The organism is Comamonas sp. CMM03, from assembly GCF_019218715.1.
Classification (GTDB): Bacteria; Pseudomonadota; Gammaproteobacteria; order Burkholderiales; family Burkholderiaceae_C; genus Comamonas; species Comamonas terrigena.
The window spans coordinates 380457-402036 of the sequence record NZ_JAHUXB010000001.1 but is presented as its reverse complement, the minus strand read 5'-3'; the positions used below and the strand labels follow the sequence as shown (position 1 = coordinate 402036).

General features: G+C 63.3%; 22 protein-coding genes. 16 read left to right on the top strand and 6 right to left on the bottom strand.

The window, feature by feature from the left end; all coding sequences use genetic code 11:
• Positions 1-195 precede the first annotated feature (195 nt).
• From KW830_RS01875 to KW830_RS01840, 8 genes are all read left to right on the top strand, one after another.
• Entirely contained in the window at positions 196-1194 is a 999-nt protein-coding gene (locus KW830_RS01875; protein WP_218331814.1) for a LacI family DNA-binding transcriptional regulator, read from the top strand.
• Between the two features lie 36 nt (positions 1195-1230).
• Positions 1231-2244 carry an ABC transporter substrate-binding protein gene (locus KW830_RS01870; protein ID WP_218331813.1) on the top strand — a complete coding sequence of 338 codons (1014 nt, stop codon included), beginning with the start codon at positions 1231-1233 and terminating at the stop codon, positions 2242-2244.
• Between the two features lie 18 nt (positions 2245-2262).
• The gene (locus tag KW830_RS01865) at positions 2263-3096 is read left to right on the top strand and encodes an ABC transporter permease (RefSeq protein WP_218331812.1); all 834 of its coding nucleotides are present in this window, start codon (positions 2263-2265) and stop codon (positions 3094-3096) included.
• A gap of 2 nt (positions 3097-3098) precedes the next feature.
• Entirely contained in the window at positions 3099-3899 is an 801-nt protein-coding gene (locus KW830_RS01860; RefSeq protein ID WP_218331811.1) for an ABC transporter permease, read from the top strand.
• The gene (locus KW830_RS01855; protein ID WP_218331810.1) at positions 3889-4944 is read left to right on the top strand and encodes an ABC transporter ATP-binding protein; all 1056 of its coding nucleotides are present in this window, start codon (positions 3889-3891) and stop codon (positions 4942-4944) included. The genes KW830_RS01860 and KW830_RS01855 overlap by 11 nt, the downstream gene beginning before the upstream one ends.
• Before the next feature lie 14 nt (positions 4945-4958).
• Positions 4959-5792, top strand: a complete 834-nt coding sequence (locus KW830_RS01850) for a phosphodiesterase (protein ID WP_218331809.1) — start codon at positions 4959-4961, stop codon at positions 5790-5792.
• Between the two features lie 818 nt (positions 5793-6610).
• On the top strand, positions 6611-6817 hold the full coding sequence (locus KW830_RS01845; RefSeq protein ID WP_083520220.1) for a hypothetical protein: 207 nt from the start codon (positions 6611-6613) through the stop codon (positions 6815-6817).
• 111 nt (positions 6818-6928) lie between these two features.
• The gene (locus tag KW830_RS01840) at positions 6929-7276 is read left to right on the top strand and encodes an RNA-binding protein (protein ID WP_083520221.1); all 348 of its coding nucleotides are present in this window, start codon (positions 6929-6931) and stop codon (positions 7274-7276) included.
• Positions 7277-7820: 544 nt separating this feature from the next.
• Here KW830_RS01840 and KW830_RS01835 read toward each other — a convergent pair.
• Positions 7821-9488 (bottom strand): 2-isopropylmalate synthase, encoded by a 1668-nt coding sequence (locus KW830_RS01835; protein ID WP_218331808.1) that lies wholly within the window; start codon positions 9486-9488, stop codon positions 7821-7823.
• Between the two features lie 269 nt (positions 9489-9757).
• On the opposite strand from KW830_RS01835, the gene KW830_RS01830 reads away from it, so the two are divergent.
• A complete protein-coding gene (locus KW830_RS01830; RefSeq protein ID WP_218331807.1) occupies positions 9758-10591 on the top strand; it encodes a helix-turn-helix domain-containing protein in 834 nt (277 codons plus the stop codon).
• Positions 10592-10668: 77 nt separating this feature from the next.
• On the opposite strand, the gene KW830_RS01825 is transcribed toward KW830_RS01830, so the two are convergent.
• Complete coding sequence (locus KW830_RS01825) at positions 10669-11538, bottom strand: LysR family transcriptional regulator (RefSeq protein WP_218331806.1); 870 nt, start codon at positions 11536-11538, stop codon at positions 10669-10671.
• Positions 11539-11781: 243 nt separating this feature from the next.
• Here KW830_RS01825 and KW830_RS01820 point away from each other — a divergent pair, with 243 nt between their 5' ends.
• A complete protein-coding gene (locus KW830_RS01820; RefSeq protein ID WP_218332587.1) occupies positions 11782-12777 on the top strand; it encodes an NAD(P)H-quinone oxidoreductase in 996 nt (331 codons plus the stop codon).
• 141 nt (positions 12778-12918) lie between these two features.
• On the opposite strand, the gene KW830_RS01815 is transcribed toward KW830_RS01820, so the two are convergent.
• Together KW830_RS01815 and KW830_RS01810 are read right to left on the bottom strand one after the other, a co-directional pair.
• Positions 12919-13338, bottom strand: a complete 420-nt coding sequence (locus KW830_RS01815) for a VOC family protein (RefSeq protein WP_218331805.1) — start codon at positions 13336-13338, stop codon at positions 12919-12921.
• Positions 13339-13618: 280 nt separating this feature from the next.
• On the bottom strand, positions 13619-14152 hold the full coding sequence (locus tag KW830_RS01810) for a DMT family transporter (protein ID WP_255578033.1): 534 nt from the start codon (positions 14150-14152) through the stop codon (positions 13619-13621).
• Positions 14153-14241: 89 nt separating this feature from the next.
• On the opposite strand from KW830_RS01810, the gene KW830_RS01805 reads away from it, so the two are divergent.
• Entirely contained in the window at positions 14242-15159 is a 918-nt protein-coding gene (locus tag KW830_RS01805) for a LysR family transcriptional regulator (protein ID WP_218331804.1), read from the top strand.
• A 139-nt stretch (positions 15160-15298) separates the two neighbouring features.
• On the opposite strand, the gene KW830_RS01800 is transcribed toward KW830_RS01805, so the two are convergent.
• Positions 15299-16180 (bottom strand): LysR family transcriptional regulator, encoded by an 882-nt coding sequence (locus KW830_RS01800; protein WP_218331803.1) that lies wholly within the window; start codon positions 16178-16180, stop codon positions 15299-15301.
• A gap of 51 nt (positions 16181-16231) precedes the next feature.
• Here KW830_RS01800 and KW830_RS01795 point away from each other — a divergent pair, with 51 nt between their 5' ends.
• A complete protein-coding gene (locus tag KW830_RS01795; RefSeq protein WP_218331801.1) occupies positions 16232-17170 on the top strand; it encodes a DMT family transporter in 939 nt (312 codons plus the stop codon).
• 140 nt (positions 17171-17310) lie between these two features.
• On the opposite strand, the gene KW830_RS01790 is transcribed toward KW830_RS01795, so the two are convergent.
• On the bottom strand, positions 17311-17709 hold the full coding sequence (locus KW830_RS01790) for a hypothetical protein (RefSeq protein ID WP_218331799.1): 399 nt from the start codon (positions 17707-17709) through the stop codon (positions 17311-17313).
• Positions 17710-17810: 101 nt separating this feature from the next.
• Between KW830_RS01790 and KW830_RS01785 the strand changes: the two genes are divergently transcribed.
• The 4 genes from KW830_RS01785 (at position 17811) to KW830_RS01770 (ending at position 21187) form a co-directional block, all read left to right on the top strand.
• A complete protein-coding gene (locus tag KW830_RS01785; RefSeq protein WP_218332585.1) occupies positions 17811-18707 on the top strand; it encodes a LysR family transcriptional regulator in 897 nt (298 codons plus the stop codon).
• Positions 18708-18966: 259 nt separating this feature from the next.
• On the top strand, positions 18967-19509 hold the full coding sequence (locus KW830_RS01780; RefSeq protein WP_218331797.1) for a Chromate resistance protein ChrB: 543 nt from the start codon (positions 18967-18969) through the stop codon (positions 19507-19509).
• On the top strand, positions 19493-20713 hold the full coding sequence (locus tag KW830_RS01775) for an MFS transporter (protein ID WP_218331795.1): 1221 nt from the start codon (positions 19493-19495) through the stop codon (positions 20711-20713). Before KW830_RS01780 ends, KW830_RS01775 begins: the two co-directional genes overlap by 17 nt.
• Positions 20714-20878: 165 nt before the next feature.
• Positions 20879-21187, top strand: coding sequence for a hypothetical protein (locus KW830_RS01770; protein ID WP_218331793.1), 309 nt, complete (start codon positions 20879-20881; stop codon positions 21185-21187).
• Positions 21188-21580 lie beyond the last annotated feature (393 nt).

Below are 21580 nucleotides of genomic sequence, written 5' to 3'. Positions count from 1 at the left end.
GCGCGGCGTCCATGGCTTTGCGCCAAGGGCCAGGCGCCTGCATCCTACCGGTCACCCGCCACTGTCGTCGCTTCGCTGCGCAGCAAGGGTGGGCGGACGCAATCGAGGCCGTGTCACAAAAGCTTCTTGAAAACATCACCCCCATGTCATGTGCGACGGGTGAAATGAAAACGTTTACAGAAAACGATTTCATTCATGAGCATTGCAGAAGTGGCGCGGCGTGCGGGGACATCGGTCGCAACGGTATCGCGGGTTTTCAACAACCCCAGCATTGTCAATGCACAGACCTGCAACACCGTTCTGCGTGCAGCGCATGAGCTGGGCTATGTGCCCAACAGCAGCGCCCGCACCTTGCGGACCCGCCGCAACAAAGTGCTGGGGGTCATGCTGCCCACCTTGGCCAATCCCGTGTTTGCCCAGTGCCTGCAAGGCATTGCGGAAGAAGCGGAAACACGTGGGTATGCCATTGTTCTGACGACGACGGAATACAACCCGGAGCGGGAGGCCGCAGCAGCGGAGCGGTTGCTGAATGCCGGGGTGGAAGGGCTGATCCTGGTGGTGTCCAACCCGGCCACCTCCCAGGTCTTGCAGCGCACCCAGCAAACGAAATTGCCTTATGTGCTGGCGTACAACCAGGCGCAGGAGCACACCTGCATCTCCGTCGACAACCATGGTGCGATTTTCCAGCTGATTGAGCGCCTGCATGCCGCAGGACACCAGCGCATTGGCATGGTCACGGGCCAGTTGCATGCCTCTGACCGTGCCCAACAGCGCTGCAAAGGCTATGTGGAGGGCATGCAGGCGCAGAACCTGTCGCCATTGCCCGTCTGGGAGCTGCCATTTGCCGAACAGGCACTGGAGCACCTGCAGCAGGACCTGATGAAGACCACCAAGCCGACGGCCCTGGTGTGCAGCAATGACGTGATTGCCATTCGCAGCATCCGCGCAGCCACGTTGGCCGGATTGCGCGTCCCCCAGGATCTGTGCGTCGTGGGGTTTGACGGCATAGGCCTGGGCCGCGACCTCACCCCCTCGCTCGCATCCATCACACAACCCAATGAGGCCATTGGCCAGCAGTGCGTGGCGCTTCTGTGCAACGCACTGACGGATGGCATTCCGCTTCTGCCTTCGCACAGCGTGCAGCTGCCATACGGCTGGCGTGCCGGGGAATCTTGCTCACCTTTGCCGCTGTGAGGCGGTGCTTTTACTTTTACCAACCGAGGAAATCTGATGTCTTTGCGTAAAGCGAACTTTCGTGCCCTGGTCGTGATGGCGGCTGCCACCACGATGTGCGGTGCCGTGCTGGCCCAAAACGCCATTTGCTACAACTGCCCTCCTGAGTGGGCGGACTGGGGCAGCCAGATCAAGGCCATCAAGGCAGATACGGGCATTACCGTCCCGCCGGACAACAAGAACTCCGGCCAATCGCTGGCGCAGCTGGTGGCCGAGAAATCCAGCCCGGTGGCAGACGTCACGTATGTGGGCGTGACGTTCGCCATCCAGGCGCAAAAGGATGGTGTGGTGACGGCCTACAAGCCCGCCACATGGAATGAGATTCCGGATGGCTTGAAGGACCCCAAGGGGGAATGGTTCACCATCCACTCCGGCACCCTGGGCTTCATGGTCAACAAGGCAGCCCTGGGCAACAAGCCTGTACCCAAGTCCTGGGCGGACCTGCTCAAGCCTGAATACAAAGGGCTGATTGCCTACCTGGACCCGTCGTCTGCGTTCGTGGGCTATGTGGGCGCCGTCGCCGTGAATGAGGCCATGGGCGGAAGCATGGACAACTTCACCCCGGCGTTGAACTATTTCAAGCAGCTCCAGAAGAACGAGCCGATTGTTCCCAAACAGACCTCGTACGCACGTCTGCTGTCGGGAGAGTTTGGCATCTTGCTGGACTACGACTTCAACGCCTACCGGGCCAAATACAAAGACCACGCGAATGTGGAATTTGTCATTCCCCAAGAGGGCACCGTGGTCATGCCCTATGTCATGAGCCTGGTCAAAAACTCTCCCAACGCTGAAAACGGCAAGAAGGTTCTGGACTACGTGCTCTCGGACAAAGGACAGTCGCTGTGGGCCAATGCCTACCTTCGCCCCGTTCGTGACGTGAAGATGCCCAAGGAAGTGGCCAGCCACTTCCTGCCGGCATCGGAATATGCACGCGCCAAGTCCGTTGACTACCGCAAGATGGCCGAGGTGCAGAAGAGCTTCTCGACACGCTATCTGCGTGAAGTGCGCTAAGGAACACGAGGCTGATTCATGACGCGCCACAGTATTTCGGGCTCTGTCTCTCCCCGTTTCCTTTTGATTGCCTGCAGTGCCCCTGCTGTGGCGTTCTTTGCCGCATTCTGGCTGCTTCCCGCCGTGATGTTGATTGCCTTGCCAGCCAGGGAGGGTTGGAAGACCTACTTCGCCACGTTCACCGATGTGCTGTATCTGCAAAGCCTGTTGCAGACCGTCGGACTGTCCCTGCTGGTCACGTTGGCCACCTTGCTCATCGGGGCCATCATGGGCATTGCCATGGCCCGCAGCCGTTTTACAGGGCGAGGCCTGCTGCTGTCATTGCTGACGCTGCCCCTGTCGTTCCCTGGGGTCATCATCGGCTTCTTCATCATTTTGGTGGGGGGCCGGCAAGGCGTGGTGGCCGATATCTCCGCCGCCCTGGGCATGGAGCGCATCACCTTTGCCTATGGATTCTGGGGATTGTTTCTGGGCTATCTGTATTTCTCGCTGCCGCGCGCCATCGCTTCGTACACGGCCGCAGCAGAAGCCATGGATGCCCACTTGGAGGAAGCCGCCCGCTCTTTGGGTGCCCGCGGCTGGGCCGTTGCACGTGATGTGTGGTGGCCGCAGCTGATGCCCACCACCATGGCTTGCAGTGCCATCGTGTTTGCCACGGCCATTGGGGCTTTTGGCACGGCCTTCACCTTGTCCAGCAAGTTTGAGGTGCTGCCCATCAGCATCTACAACGAATTCACCAACTACGCCAATTTCGCACTGGCAGCCAGCTTGTCCATCAGCCTGGGGCTGATTACCTGGCTGGTGCTCTGGCTGGCCCGACGCTTTGCAGGGCCGAATGCATCGGGGGTCTGACCATGCACCGCACTTCTCAAAAAATGCCACCACTCATGTGGGCCGTGACACTGGTCGTCACCGCCTTCATGCTGGCACCCATGCTGCTGTCCATTCTGGCGGGCGTGGTGGTCAATTACAGCCAGGGTATCTCCAGCGGCTTCACGAGGCGCTGGTTGCTTGAAGTCTGGACAGGCTATGGCAATACGGTACTCATGTCCTTGTTCATTGCATGCGCCTGCGTGGTGCTCGCATTGATTCTGGGCGTTCCGTGTGCCTATGCCCTGGCGCGCAGCCGCTCGCCCTGGGCCCGCCATTTTGAAGAGCTGCTGACGCTGCCTGTGGCCATTCCTGGTTTGGCAAGCGCCTTGGCACTGCTGCTGGCCTATGGCAGCGTCACCCACTTCCGCCAGAGCTTTGCGTTCATTCTGGTGGGCCATGTGATCTTCACCCTGCCCTTCATGGTGCGCATGGTGGGCTCTGCCTTTCGCAGGCAGGAGCTTGTTTCGCTGGAAGAAGCGGCACGTTCACTGGGGGCGTCCTTCTGCCAGCGCTTTGTCGGCATCCTCATTCCCGCCGTGCTTCCGGCCATCGTTGCCGCGTGCCTCATGGTTTTCACCTTGTCCGTCGGTGAATTCAACCTGACTTGGATGTTGCACACCCCTTTGACGCGCACCTTGCCCGTGGGTCTGGCGGACAGCTACGCCTCCATGCGCCTCGAAATTGGCTCGGCCTACACCATTATTTTTCTGATCGTCATCCTGCCTGTGATGTGGGCTCTGCAAGCGATTGGTCACGTTATTGAAAAGCACTATGGAAAATAAAAGCACCAGCATTGACATCCGCCAATGCGCCAAAACGTACGCCGACGGAACGCGTGGGCTGCAACCCACCGACCTGCATGTAGAGCCTGGAGAAGTGCTCGCGCTGCTCGGGCCTTCGGGGTGCGGCAAGACGACCTTGCTGCGCATCATTGCCGGCCTGGAGAGCGCGGATGCAGGCAGCTACATCGGCTTTGGCAGCCAGGACGTCACGCACATGCCGATCGAGCAGCGTGAGGTCGGCATGGTGTTTCAGCACTACGCCCTGTTCCCGCAGATGAGTGTCCAGGCCAATATCGGCTATGGCTTGCGCATTCGCGGCGCCTCCGCCGAGGAACAGCGCCGCACAGTCGGCGAGCTGGTGGATCTGGTGCGTCTGAACGGCCTGGAACACAAGCGCCCGGCAGAACTGTCGGGCGGTCAGCGCCAGCGTGTGGCGCTGGCGCGGGCCGTGGCCTCCAAGCCCCGCGTACTGCTGCTGGACGAGCCGCTGACGGCCTTGGATGCCAAGCTGAAGGAAACACTGCGGGATGAACTGGCCCAGCTTCTGCGGCAGTTGCGCATCACGGCAGTGCACGTCACCCACGATCAGCAAGAAGCGATGGCCATTGCAGACCGGATGGCGGTGATGAAAGCAGGACAGATTCTGCAGATCGGCGATGGGGAAAGCCTCTACCGCCATCCCTCCCATCCCTTTGTGGCCACGTTCCTGGGACGTGTGAATCAGCTGGAGCGCAGCGGCGAACTGCTCGCCCACAACCAGATCATGCTGGGCGATGTGGTGCTGCACTGCCCGGATTTCTGTGCAGGGGCTGCGCAAGTGCTGCTACGCCCGGAGGACATCGAAGTCTGCGCTGCAGGCACCGCTGGCGCCGTCACCTGTGCGGTGTCTCGCCGTGTGTTCCTGGGCGATCGCGTCCAGTTGACGCTGAACGTTGGCGGGCACAACCCCTTGATTGCCGATGTGGGCCGTGACCATGCCGCCCACGCCGGTGACCTGGTCGGCATCCAGATCGCCCACCACCACTGGATGGCCAGCCGCGTTTGATGGGGATGTTTGATATGACGACTTTGCTCCTGCAAATCACCGACCTGCATATCCGCGAACCAGGCAGGCTCACCTATCGGCGCATTGACACGGCGGACTATCTGCGCAACACGATCCAGGCGATCTTGCGATTGCCCCAGAAGCCGCACGCCATGGTGATCACAGGCGATCTCACGGACTTTGGCAGAGCGGCGGAATATGCGCACCTGCGTGAACTGCTGAGCCCGCTGGGGTCTATGCCTATCTACCTGCTGGCCGGCAACCACGACGAGCGCCACGGCCTGCGGGATGCATTTCCAGAATTTGCCTATCTGCCATCGGATGGAGAGTTTCTGCAATACGCGGTGGACATCGGTGATTTGCGGCTGCTGGCACTGGATACGGTCACGCCAGGAAAAAGCGAGGGCAGCCTGTGCGCCAAGCGCCTTGCATGGCTGGAAAATGAGCTGGCATCCTCCCAAGGTCGCCCGGTGGTGATTGCCATGCACCATCCGCCATTTCAGACACTTATTGGGCACATGGACCGCATTGGCTTGCTGCAAGATGCCCAGGAGCTGGAGGCCATCGTCAGCCGCCACCCCAATGTGGAACGTGTCATATGCGGCCACCTGCACCGCAGCATTCAGGTGGCATTCGGTGGCACGGTGGCCATGACTTCACCAGCGCCTGCACACCAGGTGTGTCTGGACCTGTCGGAGGATGCGCTTTCGGCCTGGACGCTGGAGCCCCCCGGGTTCATGCTGCATGCGCTGCCGGCGTCAGGGCGGATGGTCAGTCACACCGCATACAGCGGCGCCTTTGATGGCCCACACCCGTTCTGGGATAGCAATGGCAAGCTGATCGACTAGACCGTTTTCCTGCTGCACAGCTGATTTTTTTTCAGCAGAGTAAGCGTTCACAGGCCGGCTGCCATGTGCCACCGGCGCACAGCCAGTGACTGCGGCTCCCCCCGCCAAAACAACCGCCATTGAACTGAGACCGCCTTTCAGGGCGGCTTCACACCTCCAAGCTGTCACTCGGTCGCTGGGCATATGCCAGGCTCGAGTGACAGCTTTTGCGTTTCTGGAAGTGCCGCTACCGACCCGTTGCGGCCCTCTCCCCCTCATTACCGGCCGATTGCACGGCTGGCCCACACGGTCACCCTGGCGGGGGGAGTTATCGGTGGCGCAGGTGCGCGCCCTGGAGCCCGCCAGCCATGGCGCTGAAGCGGCACCAGCATCTTGACGCGCTTGACTGTCGGCAGCCCCTCTTGCGCTGGCATGCCATCACGGTGTGTGGAGCAGCACCACCTCCTGCGGGGCGCCGCAACGGTGGTGAACAGACCTGTCTGCAGTCGGCCAAGAGCAGACAATCGATAAGACAAGCGCTATCGCGGATAGAGCATTCGTCCATCGAAACGCAGACCATCCCAAAAAGAAAGAAAAATCCAAAAAAATAATAAAAGTTGTCTTTTTTATAAAAAAGACTTATGATAAACACCGTTGCGAAGCAGCTTCAACCAGCTTTCTCGCGACGTACTTCAGAGGTCAAAATTCCTCTGAAAAAATTTTCGCGAGGTTTCTCGCGCCGTTGGCTGTAGAGCTTCAGCCAATCGAGTTATCAAAAGCTCATGCAGGCCTCTTGGTCTGCTCTCAGATTGAACTAAATTCCACTTTCTCCTATTGCCATGGGCAAGTACTTTGTTACGCCCACATCGCTTAAGACCCATTGCGGTCGCTTCCAAGCTTCTTTCGCACTTCAGCGCACAAAGCAAAACAGCAGCTACTGCCGTATTTTTCGCTTTGACAAAACATTTGCCTCAACCGAAGCAGCAAAAATTTATGCTGTGACGCAAGGCTGGCTGCATACGTCCATGCAGCCCTCAATGAGCTGAGCTGTAGACAAGCGCTCAACTTTATCCGGTTGCTACGGACTCCCACTCCCACAGCCATATTCAAACGATGCGTCCATCATTGGCACATCACAAATAGAAAAGGCTCCTTCCATGAGCACCAAAATTTACGTGGGCAACCTGCCTTACTCCGTGACCGATTCCAGCCTGAAAAGCAACTTTGCTGAATTCGGAAGCGTTACCTCCGCCAAAGTCATGATGGATCGTGACAGCGGGCGCTCTAAAGGCTTTGCATTTGTGGAAATGGCATCTGCCGATGCGTCCCAAGCCGCTATTACTGCGCTGAATGGGATGTCCGTCGATGGTCGTTCGATCGTCGTCAACCTTGCAAAACCTCGCGAGGAAGGACGTGGATTCGGTGAAAAACGCGAATTCCGCGCCAGCTCTCGCCCGAATGTTGGCTATGGCAATGATGGCTATGGCGGTGGTTCCAGCTACTGATCTAGCAGCCACACACCACAGAAAAACGCCCCACGATTGAGGGCGTTTTTTGTACTTGGGAGTGTGCATTGCCGAGCAGGATTTATCGGCCTTTGGATGACTGCAATGGTTGCATCGATCTGCTGAATCCGCAGTCGGGAGCCGACGTTCAAGGTAGCCTGTTGTCAGCCACAGGCCTCCACCCGCACTGCTGACAGGATAGTTTCTGGCGGTGGATTCGCACGCGCCACACTGCCCTTGCCACACCGGCCCGCCACTTTGGGTTGAAGAGGCTTGCTCCACCTCAAAAGCCGCAGACAGGAACTGCGCCGCCGTAGGCACCCGCGGGCTGGAGCGCAGGGTCATGGCAATCCAGGCCTGCCATACCGGCACGCCGGCCAGGGTCAGAAAACAGCCCGCCTCCAGGCTGGAGCACACACCACCCGCGGGTTCCATGCCGGTGGTGCGCGAGCATGCCTAACTGCCTGTCTACCTGCTTTCTGCTGCTAAAAACAGCCGTAAATACTGCCCTGCACTTGCCAGTGAAAGGGCAGCATGCACCGCATCAGCCTGCGCCGTGGCCAAATCGCATGGCGGCGTTGAGCACTGCCAGCACAGAGGCTTTCACGATATTGGCATCCTTGCCCGCACCGAATCTGGAGCCCGGGACACCGGGGAAGGACGCTTCCACGATTGCGACGGCGGATGCTTCGGCACCGGTGCCCACGCTGCGCTCCTCGTAGCTGTCGATGCGGACAGGCAGGTTCAAGGCGGCCACAGTCGCCGCAATGGGGCCGTTGCCAGTGCCAATGCGGGTCTGCGGCTGGCCTTGTGCATCCAGCCACCGCAGTTCAATCCCTTGCCCCTGGGCGTCGTCAAACAGCCGGTGGCCCAGGTAGTGCATGGATGCCGCTGTCTGGTGTGGCTGCATATAGGTGGACTGGAACAAGTCCCATATCTGCTGGCTGGAGAGTTCGGCTTCGCTGCCGTCCGCCATGGCCTGCACAATCGCGCTGAATTCAATCTGCATACGCCGTGGCAGCACCATGCCATGGTCACGTTGCAGCAGGTAGGCGATCCCGCCCTTACCCGACTGGCTGTTGACCCGGACTATGCTGTCATAGGTACGCCCCAAATCCTTGGGGTCGATGGGCAGGTAAGGCACCCGCCACAAGGCATCCGGTTTTTGCGCGGCAAAGCCTTTGACAATGGCATCCTGGTGGGAGCCCGAGAACGCGGTGAACACCAGGTCGCCCACATACGGATGGCGCGGGTGGATGGGCAGCGCCGTGCATTCCTCGGCAATGCGTGCAATGCCGGAAATATCCGAAAAGTCCAGGCCTGGCGCGATGCCCTGGGTATAGAGGTTCAAGGCCAGCGTGACCACATCCAGATTGCCACTGCGTTCGCCGTTGCCAAACAGGCAGCCCTCCACCCGCTGGGCACCGGCCAGCAGCGCCTGCTCGGCGCAGGCCACGCCAGTGCCCCGGTCGTTGTGCGGGTGAACGGACAGGACGATGTGTTCACGCCGGGCCAGGTGTCTGTCCATCCATTCGATCTGGTCGGCGAAGACATTGGGCGTGGACACCTCCACGGTGGTTGGCAGATTGATGATCATGGGCCGCTGCGGCCCTGCGTCCCAGGCGGCAATGGCAGCGTTGCACACCTGCAGCGACACCTCCAGTTCTGCCATGCAAAAGGTCTCCGGCGAGTACTGCAGCACCCATTCGGTCTCCGGGTGTGCCTGGGTCAGGCGCTTGAGCAGGTGGATGTGGTGTTCCACCATCGCAATGATCTGCGGCACGTCCATGCCGAAGACGATCTCGCGAAAAGCCGGGGCGATGGCGTTGTAGAGATGGACGATCACGCGCCGGGCACCGGCCACGCTGTGCACCGTGGTGGTGATCAGGTTTTCGCGCAGCTGCGTGATGACCATGGGCGTCACGTCGGCCGGAATCAGCTGCGCATCAATCAGGTGGCGCACGATGTCGTAATCGGTCTGCGATGCCGAGGGGAAGCCGACTTCGATTTCCTTGAACCCCATCCCCACCAGTTGGTGGAACAGGCGCAGCTTGCGTTCACGGTTCATCGGCTCGAACAGGGCCTGGTTTCCGTCACGCAAGTCGGTAGAAAGCCAGATGGGCGCTTGCGCCAGCGTGCGGGATGGCCATTGGCGATCAGGCAGGTTGACAACAGGATAAGCGCGGTATTTTTGAGAGGGAATGGCCAGCATGGAAGCCTCAATGGGGGAGATGAATGTGCTGGTTTCCCTGCTCTCAGGAGCTTGGCTGCGGTCGGGATCTGGGGAAACCTGCATGCAACCATGGGCAGCCGCATGCGTGCAGACCCCGACCGGGTGTCAGGGCTAGCAGGGATAGCGGGAAGGTGTGCAAGGGGTTCACGAAGAAAGACTTGTGGGAAGCAATGCACACACTCTAGACTTCTGCCCCAAAGGCATCTATCAAAAAATTCCCATTCTTTTTATCAATTTGGACATACCCCATGGGCTTTGCTGCACACAGCCGTGGCGGCCACAGACTGGATCTGGACCCCGCACATGCCTCCCCACTGGCCGCAACCGGGGTAGTGGAGCGCTACCCCGCAGAGCATGTGGTTCCGTTCCACAGCCACCCGCGCGGACACCTGATTTACGCGTCGACAGGGGTGTTGCTGGTGCAGGCTTCGACCGGGCAATGGCTGGTGCCCCCCACCACGGCCGTATGGCTGCGCCCTTCCGTACGGCACCAGCTCAAGGCGATGACGGCCGTCACCGCCCATGGCATTTTTGTGGGCGAGCACCTGGAAGCGGGGCTGCCCCCCATCGATTGCGTGGTGCACATCTCCCCGCTGATGCGGGAACTCATCACCGCCCTGGTGCAGGTGCCCCACCAGGCGCCGTTCCAGCCGCGCGATGCACTCCTGGGTCAGTTGCTGGTGGAGGAGCTGAAAACGGTGGCGCACCTGCCGTTTCATCTGCCCTGGCCCGATGACAAGCTGATGGGCACCGTGTGTGAACACCTGGTGCGCCATCCGGCACAGGCCAGCACGGCCGAGGATCTGGCCCAACGCTATGCGATCACGTCCAAAACCCTGCACCGGCGCTTTCTGAAAAGCACGGGCATGAACCTGGGCCAGTGGCGGCAGAAGATGCGTTTGATGCAGTCCATCGAGAAGCTGCTCCAGGGCATGCCCATCACCCACGTCGCCCTGGAGAGCGGCTATGAAAGCCACAGCGCCTACTCTGTGGCATTCAAGAAGACTTTTGGATGCCCGCCATCGGAGTTTGTCGCGGCAGCATCCGGCATGCCAAAAGGTGCGCAAAGGCTGTCCGCCTAGGGTGGTGGATTCAGCCGGCGCACGCCCCCTGCCCCTGCCTCACTGTTGCGCGACCTGCGGCTTGCGGCTTGGCCGGCTTACTCCACCTCAAAGGCCGCAGACAGAAACTGCGCCGCTGCACGCACGCGGGCAGTGCGCTGCAGATCGGGGTGCATGACCTGCCAGACTTCGTAGTCGTTCGGGCGGCGGCGTTGCGGCCAGATGCGGACCAGGCCTTCGCGTTCACCCATCCACACGGGCATTTCCCCGAGGCCGATGCCGGCCGCCACCGCCTTGCGCACCAGCAGGCTGGAGCGCACGGTCATGGCAATCCGGGCCTGGCGTGCCGGCACGCCGGCCATGGTCAGAAACGGGCCCTGCTCCAGGTAGGGTGCGTAGACCACCAGGTGGTGGCCGCGCAGCTCGTCCTCCGGAACGGGTTCGCCAAAACGCGCCAGATAGGCTGGGCTGGCAAACAGGCCCACGGGCCAGGCCGCCACCCGGCACACCACCAGATCCGGGGCGTCGGGCCGGACATTGCGAAACGCGATGTCCACCTGCCGGCGGCTGAGGCTGAGCAGCTGGGTGGAGACTTCCAGGTCCACCCGGATGTTCGGCCACTGCTGCTGCAGCTGCTCCACCGCAGGCAGCAGCAGGTCGATGGCGATGGAATCGGTGCTGGTCACGCGCACCAGCCCGCCCGGGTGCTCGTCCTGCCCCTCGATCTTGGTGCGCAGCTCCAGCGCGGCGCTTTCCATGCGCCGCGCGGCGGCCAGTGCCGTTTCGCCTGCGGCGGTGAGCAGGTAGCCGTCCTTGGCGCGCAGAAACAGCTTGGCCCCCAGCTCGGATTCCAGCGCGTTCAGGCGCCGCCCGACCGTGGCCTGGTCCACCCCCAGGCTGCGCGCAGCGGCGCGCAGGGAAGGCGTGCGGGTCAGGGCAAGAAAGATGCGGGTGTCGTCCCAGTTCATGGTGATTGGCCTGCTGACTGACTGATGTTTGGCTGATATTTGACTGATGTGTGCCCGGTATTCTGCTGATGCAAATTTGCATCACTACAGAGCGAAATCGCTGCATCATAAAAGCAGGCGGGCGGCGTAACCTTCGGGGCCTCAAGATATTTTCAGCACATGCCTATGTCCACCCTTTCCGCCCCATCCACCTTGTCCCTCTCCGCCCTCCCCGCCTCGCAAGCCGTCCCACTGCCCACCACCATGCAGGCCATTGTGTTTGACGACTTTGGCGGCCCCGAAGTGCTGGTGCCCCGCGACCTGCCTATTCCCGAGGTGCGCCCGCACGACCTGCTGGTGCGCAATGCCTCCATCGGCGTGAACCGCGCCGACCTGCTGCACCGCAAGGGCGCCTACGGCCGCGCCTATTTTGGCGATGCCGACACCATGGGCCTGGAGATTGCAGGCACCGTGGAGGCTGTGGGCCCGCAGGTGCAGGGTTTCGCCGTGGGCGACCGGGTGATGGGCATTGTGGGCGGCGGCGCCTATGCGGAGCTGTCGCGCATCGACCACCGCATGGCCATGCATGTTCCCCAGGGCCTGGACCTGGTGGAGGCCGGTGCCGTGGCCGAGGTCTTTGTGACCGCGCACGAGGCGCTGTTTCACCTGGCGGGCCTGCGCGCCGGGGAATCGGTGCTGATCCATGCGGCGGCGGGGGGCGTCGGCTCGGCCGCCGTGCAGCTGGCCCATGCGGCGGGCGCCCGGGTGTTTGCCACGGCCAGCGGCGACAAGCGCGAAGCCGTTCTGGGATTTGGCGCGGATGTGTGCATCGACTACCGCAGCGAGGACTTCCAGACCGTGGTGGCCCAGGCGACCGAGGGCAAAGGTGTGGACGTGGTGATCGACTTTGTGGGTGCACCCTACCTGGAGGCCAATGTGCGGTCCCTGGCTGTGGGCGGGCGCATGGTGTGCGTAGGCCTGCTGGGTGGCGCGGCCAACGCCAGCTTGCCCATGGACGCGGTGCTGTACCGCCACCTGAAGATCTTTGGCACGGTAATGAAGTCACGCACACCCGAAGTCAAACAGGCCATGGTGCAGCGCTTTGCCAAGCAATGGCTTGCCGCCCTGGAGGCGGGCACGATCCGGCCGGTGATCGACCGCCGCTTTGCGCTGGCAGACGCCGCGCAGGCGCACCAGCACATGGAGTCCGGTGCCAATATCGGCAAGATTCTGCTGCTGCCCGCTGGCACGGAGCGCTGACGTACAGAGCCAGCACAGGCCCGGCCCAGGCCTGCCATGCCGTGGGCTGGCCGTGGACTTGCGTCGGGCCGGCCGTCAAGGCAGGTACAGCATCTGGCCGGCGATGGTGACAGCACCCCAGGGAAAGAACCTCCCCCTCAGTCACGCGGCGTTCGCCGGGCCTTTGAGTTCCACCCGGTTGTGGTCCGGATCGCTGCAGTAGAGGGAGGGCCCTGTGCCTTCGGCCCCCAGACGCTCCTCGGCTTTCTCTGCCGCTACGCCATGGCTGGCCAGATGCGCCAGCAGCGCGGCTTCGTCAAAAGGATCGATGCGCAGGCAGAAATGGTCGACGTTCCGGCGCTCGCCAGGCAAGGCGGGTCCACCGCCCGCACGCCCGAGCGGGCCTTGCACATCGACCAGATCGATCATGGATGCGCCGGCACGCAGATGGACCATGCCCAGGTCCTCGCGCCGCTTGACCAGTTCACAGCCCAGCACCTGCTGGTAGAAGCGGATGCTGCGCTCCAGGTCGCTGGCACGCAGCACGATGTGGTCGATACGCTGGATGCGGAATGGATGCATGGGAATCTCCTTTGAAAGCCTGGTGCGCTGTGGGCCGCGCGCCTTAGGGGCGTTCTCACCCCAACTCACACTGTCGCCTGGAGCCAGGGGACCCAGGTTTCATCCTGTACTTCACCCTGTGCATGATCCGGTGTGTACGCCGACTTGCCCAACCTTGTCGAGCAATATGGGAACGGGGCCGGCGAAGGTCACCCAGGGGGTGGTGTGCGCAGTGCGGCGTGGTGCGCGGTGGCTTACCCACCACGGGTCCCCAAGCGCTCCGCATGTTCTCTGTCCGCGCTCAGGAGGTGCCCAAGCCGGTGCTGGCAGGCACGGGCATGGCCACCGGCTTCACCGGCTGCTTGCTGCCCCCGCCCTGGATCAGAAACACCCCACCCAGAATCAGCAGCACGCCCAGCACACGCATGGCGTTGATGGGCCGGGGGGTCAGCCCCATCAGGCCGTAGTGGTCCACCAGCACCGCTGTGACCATTTGCCCGGCGACCACGGCCACCAGAAAGCTCCCGGCGCCCAGCTTGGGCGTCAGCACGGTGGCGCTGCCCACGTACAGCGCGCCCAGCACCCCGCCCACCCACAGCCACCAGGGGCCGTGCAGGGCGGCGCTGACATTCGGGCTGGGGGCTTTGACCGCCAGCAGCAGCGGAACGATCACGGCCACGCTGACGGTCAGCGAGGCCATGGCCCCCAACAGCGGGTGGCCCAGCGCGCGCCCCACGTTGGCATTGGCGGCGGCCTGAAAAGGCAGCACCGCACCGGCGGCCAGGGCCATGCCCAGTGCGGTCATCAAGGCCATCTTGCTGTTCATTTCGGTCATTCCTTGCATTGTTGTGAACCAGTGACTGCATGGTCACGCATCCGGTGTGTTTATGAAAATCGTTTATATGCACATGTACTATTCGCCGCATGGATGATTTACGCCGCATCGACCTGAACCTGCTGCTGGCGCTGCATGCCCTGCTGACAGAAAAACACGTGACCCGGGCCGCCTTGCGCCTGCACAAAAGCCAGCCGGCCGTGAGCCATTCGCTGGCGCAGCTGCGTGAACACTTCAACGACCCCTTGCTGGTCCGCAAAAGCGGCAAGCTGGAGCTGACGGCCCGAGGCAATGCCCTGCTGCAGCCCCTGTCGGAAGCGCTGGGCAAGCTCAACACCCTGCTGGGCACCGCCCCGTTCGACCCGCTGCAGGAGCGGCGCCGGTTCCGGCTGGCCTTGTCGGATTACGCGGCACGCCTAGTGCTGCCGGACCTGATGCGCTATGTGCGCGTACATGCGCCAGGGTTTGACTTCGCCATCAGCCAGGCCAGCCGCGACGCGATGCTGGCGCAGCTGGCCGATGGCGAGCTGGATCTGGCCTTGGGCATCTTTCCGGAGGTGCCGCAAGACATCCAGGTGCAGACCCTGTTTGAAGAGGACTTCATCTGCCTGGCCGACAAGACGGCCGTGCCGGACCAAAGCGGCCTGACCCTGGCGCAGTGGCTGGAGCGCCCCCATGTGATGGTGGCACTGCGCCCGGATGCCAACGATGAAATCGAGCGCGCTTTGGCGGCCATGGGCCTGCAACGCCGCATCACCGTGGCCCTGCCCCACTGGAGCGCCGCCGTGGAACTGCTGCCCGACACCGATCTGGTGCTGACCATTGCACGGCGTGCGGTGGGCCCGCTGCGTGCGTTCCGGCAGCTGCGGCAATTTCCGCCCCCGTTGCAGTTGCCCAAGCTGGCATACCAGCAGGCCTGGCACATCCGCAAGGACACGGACCCGGCGCTGACCTGGTTGCGGCAGGTGATGGCGGACTGCTGCACCACGGGCATGCCATCTGGCTGACTGGCTGACTGGCGGAGGGCCCGGCAGCGGCAGCGCTGCACGGCAACCGATGGCCCACCGCAGCGGCCCGTTCAGGGGGACTGCCGGGGCGACTGCATAGGCGTCAGTCAGCGCCAGTCCATCGCCAGCCCCCTCCCCCTCAGTCCATCACCCAGTGCTTGCGCGCCTTGCGGGTGGTCTCGACAAAGGCGGCAGCCGCCGGCGAGAGTTTGTCAATGCGCAGCGCCGCCAGGGCGATGGCCCGGCTGCGGCGCGGCTTCAGCGGGCGGTAGACCACGCCGTCCGGAGGGCTGGGCAGCGCCAGCCGTGCCGCAATGGTGAGCGCATTGCCCTGGGCCACAAAGCCCATCATGGAGCTGAGCTGTTCAAACCGGAACAGGGTGCGGGGCACCGCCCCCTCCTGCGCCAGAAAGGCGTCGATGTGCGGGCCGGAGCCGGCCGAGGTGCGGATAAAGGGCTGGCCATGCAGATCCATGGCGCGCACGGCGAACTTGGCGGCCAGCGGGTGGGCGGATGACAGCACGGCCACCAGTTCGTCCTCGGTCAGCGGCAAGGTGTCAAAGCGCTCGTCGGGCAGCACCACAAAGCCCAGTTCCACACGCCGCTCCAGCAGCCATTGCACCACCACCTCGTCGGTGGCTTCTTCGATCTGCACCTCCACCAGCGGGTGCGCGCTCTGGTAGCGCGCCAGCAACTGGGGCAGCAGGCGCAAGGACGAGGTGGCGCCGAACGAGGCAATGCGCAAGGTGCCCCGGGCCATGCCCTGCTCGGCATCGGCTTCCTGCTGCAGCGCCTCTTTCTGCTGCAGGATGTCATTGGCGCGGGCCAGCAGCCGGCCCCCCACCTCGGTCACCGTGGCGGCCGCCCCTTCGCGCAGGAACAGGGTGACGCCCAGCTCCGTCTCCAGCTGTTTGATGGCATGGCTGACCCCGCTTTGCGAGATGCCGAGCATCTGCGCCGCCCGGGAAAAGCTGCCCACCCGGGCCAGTGCGGCAAAGACTTCAAGCTGCGTGAAAGTCATGAGTATTTACTCATTCGACGATGAATATGAATGAGCAGATAGTACCGCGCCATGCAGACACACCGCACTTTCACACACCTTCAGTTGATCGGCATGGCCGCCCTGTGGGGCGCTTCCTGGCCCTGGGGCCGCGCCGTGGCGCAGGCCATGCCCCCGCTGGCCGCCGCCAGCCTGCGTTTCGGGCTGGCCAGCGCGGTATTGCTGCTGTGGCTGTGGCGCAGCGGCCGGCTGGGCAGCTTGCGCGCCCTGTCCACCCGCCAGTGGGGGGGGCTGACCGCCGCCGCGGCAGTGGGCGTGCTGGGCTATTCTGTGTGCTTTCTCTGGGCGCTGCAGACCGTGCCTGCGGGCAAGGCGGCCATGGTGGTGGCGCTCAACCCGGTGCTGACCCTGGTGTTTGCAGTGCTGCTGTTCCGCGAACGCTGCAACGCGGTGATGTGCCTGGGCCTGGGGCTGGCCGTGACCGGCGCGCTGTATGCCCTGGGTAGCGGCAATCCGCTGGCCCTGCTGTCGGCAGCATCCGGCGCGGGCGAATGGCTGCTGCTGGGCTGCGCCGCCTGCTGGGTGGCCTACACCCTGGTGGGCCGCACCGTGCTGACCCGGGTGGAGGCGCCGACCACCACCACGGCCACCGCCCTGCTGGGCGCGGTGCTGCTGCTGGCGTCCAGCCTGGTGCTGGAAGGCCCTTCCGGCTGGGGCAGCCTGGTACACGCCCCGGTCACGGCCTGGTACAGCCTGGTGGCGCTGGCCGTGGGCGCCACGGCGCTGGCCTATGCCTGGTACCTGCAAGGCGTGCAGGAACTGGGCGCTGGCGCCGCAGCCGCCTATATGGCACTGGTGCCGCTGTTCGGCATGCTGTTTTCCAGCGTCTGGCAGGGTGAGGCCCTCACCGCCAGCCTGCTGGGCGGGGGCGCCGCCGCCATCCTGGGCATGCTGCTGATGACCACCGGGCGCATGCGGCTGGCGGGCGCAGGACAGCAGGCCAAGGCCTGATGTGATGGGGCACCACCGCGCCCGCAATGCCCAGCCGGGCTACCGCCAGGTCCCGGGCGGCAAGCGCCCTCCTGGCCCGCCGCACGGTGCAGCGGCCATGGGCCCTGCCAGACACCGTTCATGCGCCTGTTATGCGCCTGTCATACACGCGTGGCGTTGGGCTGCAGGCGCTGGCGCGTGAGCAAGCCCACCACCATCCGGGCGCCAAAGGCCAGCGCCACCACGGCCAACGCCCCGAATCCCCAGATGGCCCAGGCCAGCACGGTCACCAGCCCCCCAAGCGCCGGCACCATGGTCAGCAGCCATTGCACCATCGGCCCGAACGAAGCCACCAGGGCCTGGAACAGTTCCACCATCTCGGGCGGCATCCAGATCTGCAGCCATGCGGGCACCAGTGCGGCGTCCACCACGGCGGTTCCGCCCGCCATCGTGCCCGCGCTGGTAATGGCCCACAGCGTGACGGCGTGCAGGCTCCAGCAGGTCAGCGACCACAGCGCCAAAAGTACAAAGGCAAGGCCCCAGGTGAGCGCAAAAAACATCCAGCTTCCTTCACAAATATCGGTCGAGCAGTATCGTTAGCTGGCACCATGCGATCTATCAGTTTTTACCGAATCAAGTATTCGGTTTTATCGATATGAGCATGCTGAACTTCCGACATCTCTATTACTTCTGGATCGTTGTCCAGGAAGGCGGCTTCTCGCGCGCGGCCGAGCGCCTGGGCATGGCGGTGCAGACCGTCAGCATGCAGGTGCGCGATCTGGAGAAAGCGCTGGGCCACCAGTTGCTCAAGCCGTCCGGCCGGGGGGTGGCGCTGACCGATGCCGGCCAGGCCGCGTTTGCCCGGGCCGACGAGGTGTTCCACCTGGGGCAACGCATCACCGATGAAGTGCGCGAAGCCGCTAGCACCGGCACCGTCAGGCTGTCCGTGGGCTTGTCTGACGGCATCTCCAAGCTGGCCGCGCATGCGCTGCTGGAGCCGGTGCTGGCCACCCCGCAGCTGCGCCTGGTGTGCCATGAGGGCGAGTTTGAGGAACTGCTCTCCGAGCTGGCCTTGCACCAGCTGGACGTGGTGCTGGCCGGCCAGGCCGCGCCGCCCAACCCAAACCGCCGCCTGCGCAGCGAGCGCATTGCCCGCTCCACCATCCAGTGGTTCGGCCCCACCTCCCTGGTGAAGAAGTCGGCGCGGGACCATTTCCCCCGCTCCCTGGAGCACCTGCCAGTGCTGTTGCCCACCTCCCATTCACCGCTGCGGGCGGCCCTGGACCAGTGGTTCCATGCCATCCACGTACGACCCCGAGTGGTGGGCGAGTTTGAGGACAGTGCCCTGCTGGCCGTGTTTGCGGCCAGAGGGCTGGGAGTGTTTCCGGTGAGCGAGCTGGGCGCCAAGGATGTCAGCCTGGTGCGCGGACTGCGCCAGCTGGGCAGCAGCCCCGACGTGGCCGAAGAGGTGCACGCCATCTGGTCCAGGCGCGGCCAGAACCATCCCTTGGTGCGGCAGCTGCTGGCCGGTGGGCAGGGGGCGGCGCCAGGGCCATGAGCTCGGCGACGGCATGGCGAGCCGATGCGACTAGGCGCGGAAGCCGTTCGCGCCGCGGTGGCCCGGGCCCAGTGGGCGCCCCACCCTGGGCATGCGGCCAATGACCGTCGTGGCGCATAGGTCGGACAGGCGCAGCACCGTAGAGCACAGCGCAGTAGGCCATGGCCTGATGGGGGCAAAGGCCGCGATCTGTCGCTTCAGCACCGAGAAGCAGAATTCATCATTAAAATGAAACGGTCGTTACTTTCACTTCAATGCGATGGATGCAATCAAGTGGCTGCTGCTGACCTACAAGGTGCCTGCCGAGCCCTCTTCCAAACGCCTGGCGCTGTGGCGCCGGCTCAAGGGCCTGGGGGCCGTGTACCTGCAGAACGGCGTATGCGTGCTGCCCAAGACCGATGAGCATGTGCGCCGCCTCAAGGTGCTGGAGAACGACATCGCCGCCATGGAGGGCGACTGCGTGCTGCTGGAAACCATTGCGCTGGACCGGCGGCAAGAGGACAAGGTGGTGAACCGCTTCAAGGCCGACCGCGACGAGCAGTACGGCGAATTGCTGGGGCGCTGCCGGGACTTCGAGACCGAGATTGCCAAGGAGATTGCAATCCAGAAGTTCACCTACGCCGAGCTGGACGAGGAAGAGACCGACCTGAAAAAACTGGAAGCCTGGTTCGACAAGATCCGCAAGCTGGACTTCTACGACGCCCCCCTAGCCGCCACCGCTGCCGAACGCCTGCGCGCCTGCAAGGCCCTGCTCGATGGCTACGCCCAGATGGTGTACGACGCCCATGAAGAAAACCGCTGAAGCGCCTGCCCCCGCTCCGCGTGGCGCCCGGGCCGTGCCCCGCAGCGTGTGGGCGCTGGGTTTTATCTCCATGTTCATGGACATCTCTTCCGAGATGATCCACGCCCTGCTGCCGCTGTACATGGTGACGGTGCTCGGCACCTCGGTGCTGGCCGTGGGCCTGATCGAAGGGCTGGCCGAAACCACGGCCTCCATCGTCAAGGTGTTTTCTGGCGCACTCAGCGACCGCTTTGGCAAGCGCAAGCTGCTGGCCGTGGTCGGCTACGGTCTGGCAGCGTTGACCAAGCCTGTGTTCCCTCTGGGCACGGGGCTGGAATGGCTGGTGGGTGCGCGGCTGGTGGACCGCATCGGCAAAGGCATCCGCGGTGCGCCACGCGACGCCCTGGTGGCCGATGTGACCCCGCCCGAACTGCGCGGCACCGCCTACGGCCTGCGGCAGACGCTAGACACCATTGGCGCCTTCACCGGCCCCTTGCTGGCCATGGTGCTGATGTGGTGGACGGCAGACAACTACCGGCTGGTCTTCTGGTTTGCGGTGCTGCCGGCCTTTGTGGCCGTGGCCGTGCTGGTGTTCTGCGTGCGCGAACCCCGGCTGCCTGTCGCACAGCGCCCACGCAAGCTGCCGCTGCGCCGCAGCGATCTGGTGGGCCTGGGGGCGGCCTACTGGTGGGTGGTGGGCATCGGCCTGGTTTTCACGCTGGCGCGCTTCAGCGAGGCGTTTCTGATTCTGCGTGCCGAATACGCCGGTCTGCCGCCGATGTGGGCACCGGCGGTGCTGGTGGTGATGGGCTTGGCCTATTCGCTGTCAGCCTACCCGGCGGGGGTGCTGTCCGACCGCATGCGCCGACTGGACCTGCTGCTGGTGGGGCTGGCTCTGCTGATTGCAGCCGATCTGGTATTGGCGTTGGTACCGGGCCTGGTGGGCCTAGCCATAGGCACCGCGCTGTGGGGCCTGCACATGGGCTTTACCCAGGGACTGTTCAACACCCTGATTGCGGACAACGCACCCGATGCGCTGCGCGGCACCGCCTTCGGCATGTACCACCTGCTGACCGGCGTGGCCCTGCTGCTGGCCAGCGTGATTGCCGGCGCGCTGTGGGATGCCGTGGGCTTTCAGGGCACGTTTGCCTTTGGTGCCGTGCTGGCATCGCTGACCGCCGCAGGGCTGTGGTCGCTGCGACGCTCCGGGCGCGCCATGCTCTGACAGGCTAACGTGGGCAAGGCGCTGTCCGATGTCGGCGAGGTGGGCCGCCTGGGCTACGGCATCGCCGTCCTGCATTTTCTGGGTCTGCTGGTAGGATGCATGGCCGTATTTTGCTACCTGAAGTAGCTGCCCGTATCCGAGACGTGCAGCCGCTATCTGCGCTCCATGGCCAACAAGACCAAGAGGTTTGCGGACGCCGACAGCGCTGGAGCCTATTACGACCGTCTGTTTGCCGTTCCGATCGATGGGCCTGATTTTGCGCCCCTTATCCAGACCGATGCCGAACTGGAAAATGTGGAGCAAGGCGCTCTGCAGGTTCACACCACCCTGCTCGGCTGCCCGGTGTGCAAGGCCCAGATGATCGAGGAAAAGGTCCAGGGCTATAACGGCCAGGACTGGAAAGACCTGCACCAGTTGCACCGCAAGGTACGTATTCCTGCGGAGGTCGATTTGGTGCCGGTGTTTCGGGGTTGAGGGCGGGAGATAGTGCGCGGGCTGCAGATGGGACGCCGCTAACAGCGTGCGCCATGACTTTGGCGGGCTACTGGGGCGTGGCTGGCCAGAGCAACGTCCTAGGCGGTAGGCTGATGAGCGCTGTTTCTGGTCAATCAAAGATCAGTCAGAAACAACTCATTGACTAGGCAATGTCTCCGCTAACCGCTTGAGGCGAACCAGAGTCATTCGCAGCCTGCAGTCTGAGCAGTTGCTTTGAGCAGCAACTATTATTCAATTGAAGGTACAAAGTATGACCGTTGCTCATCTGATACCAGTCGTCCGACAAGTGCCAACTGGTCTGGCGCGGCCAACTCGACGTAACCAGTCCACTACGATCTCCCACTTTGTAATTCTGCCCTTTAGGAACGGTCA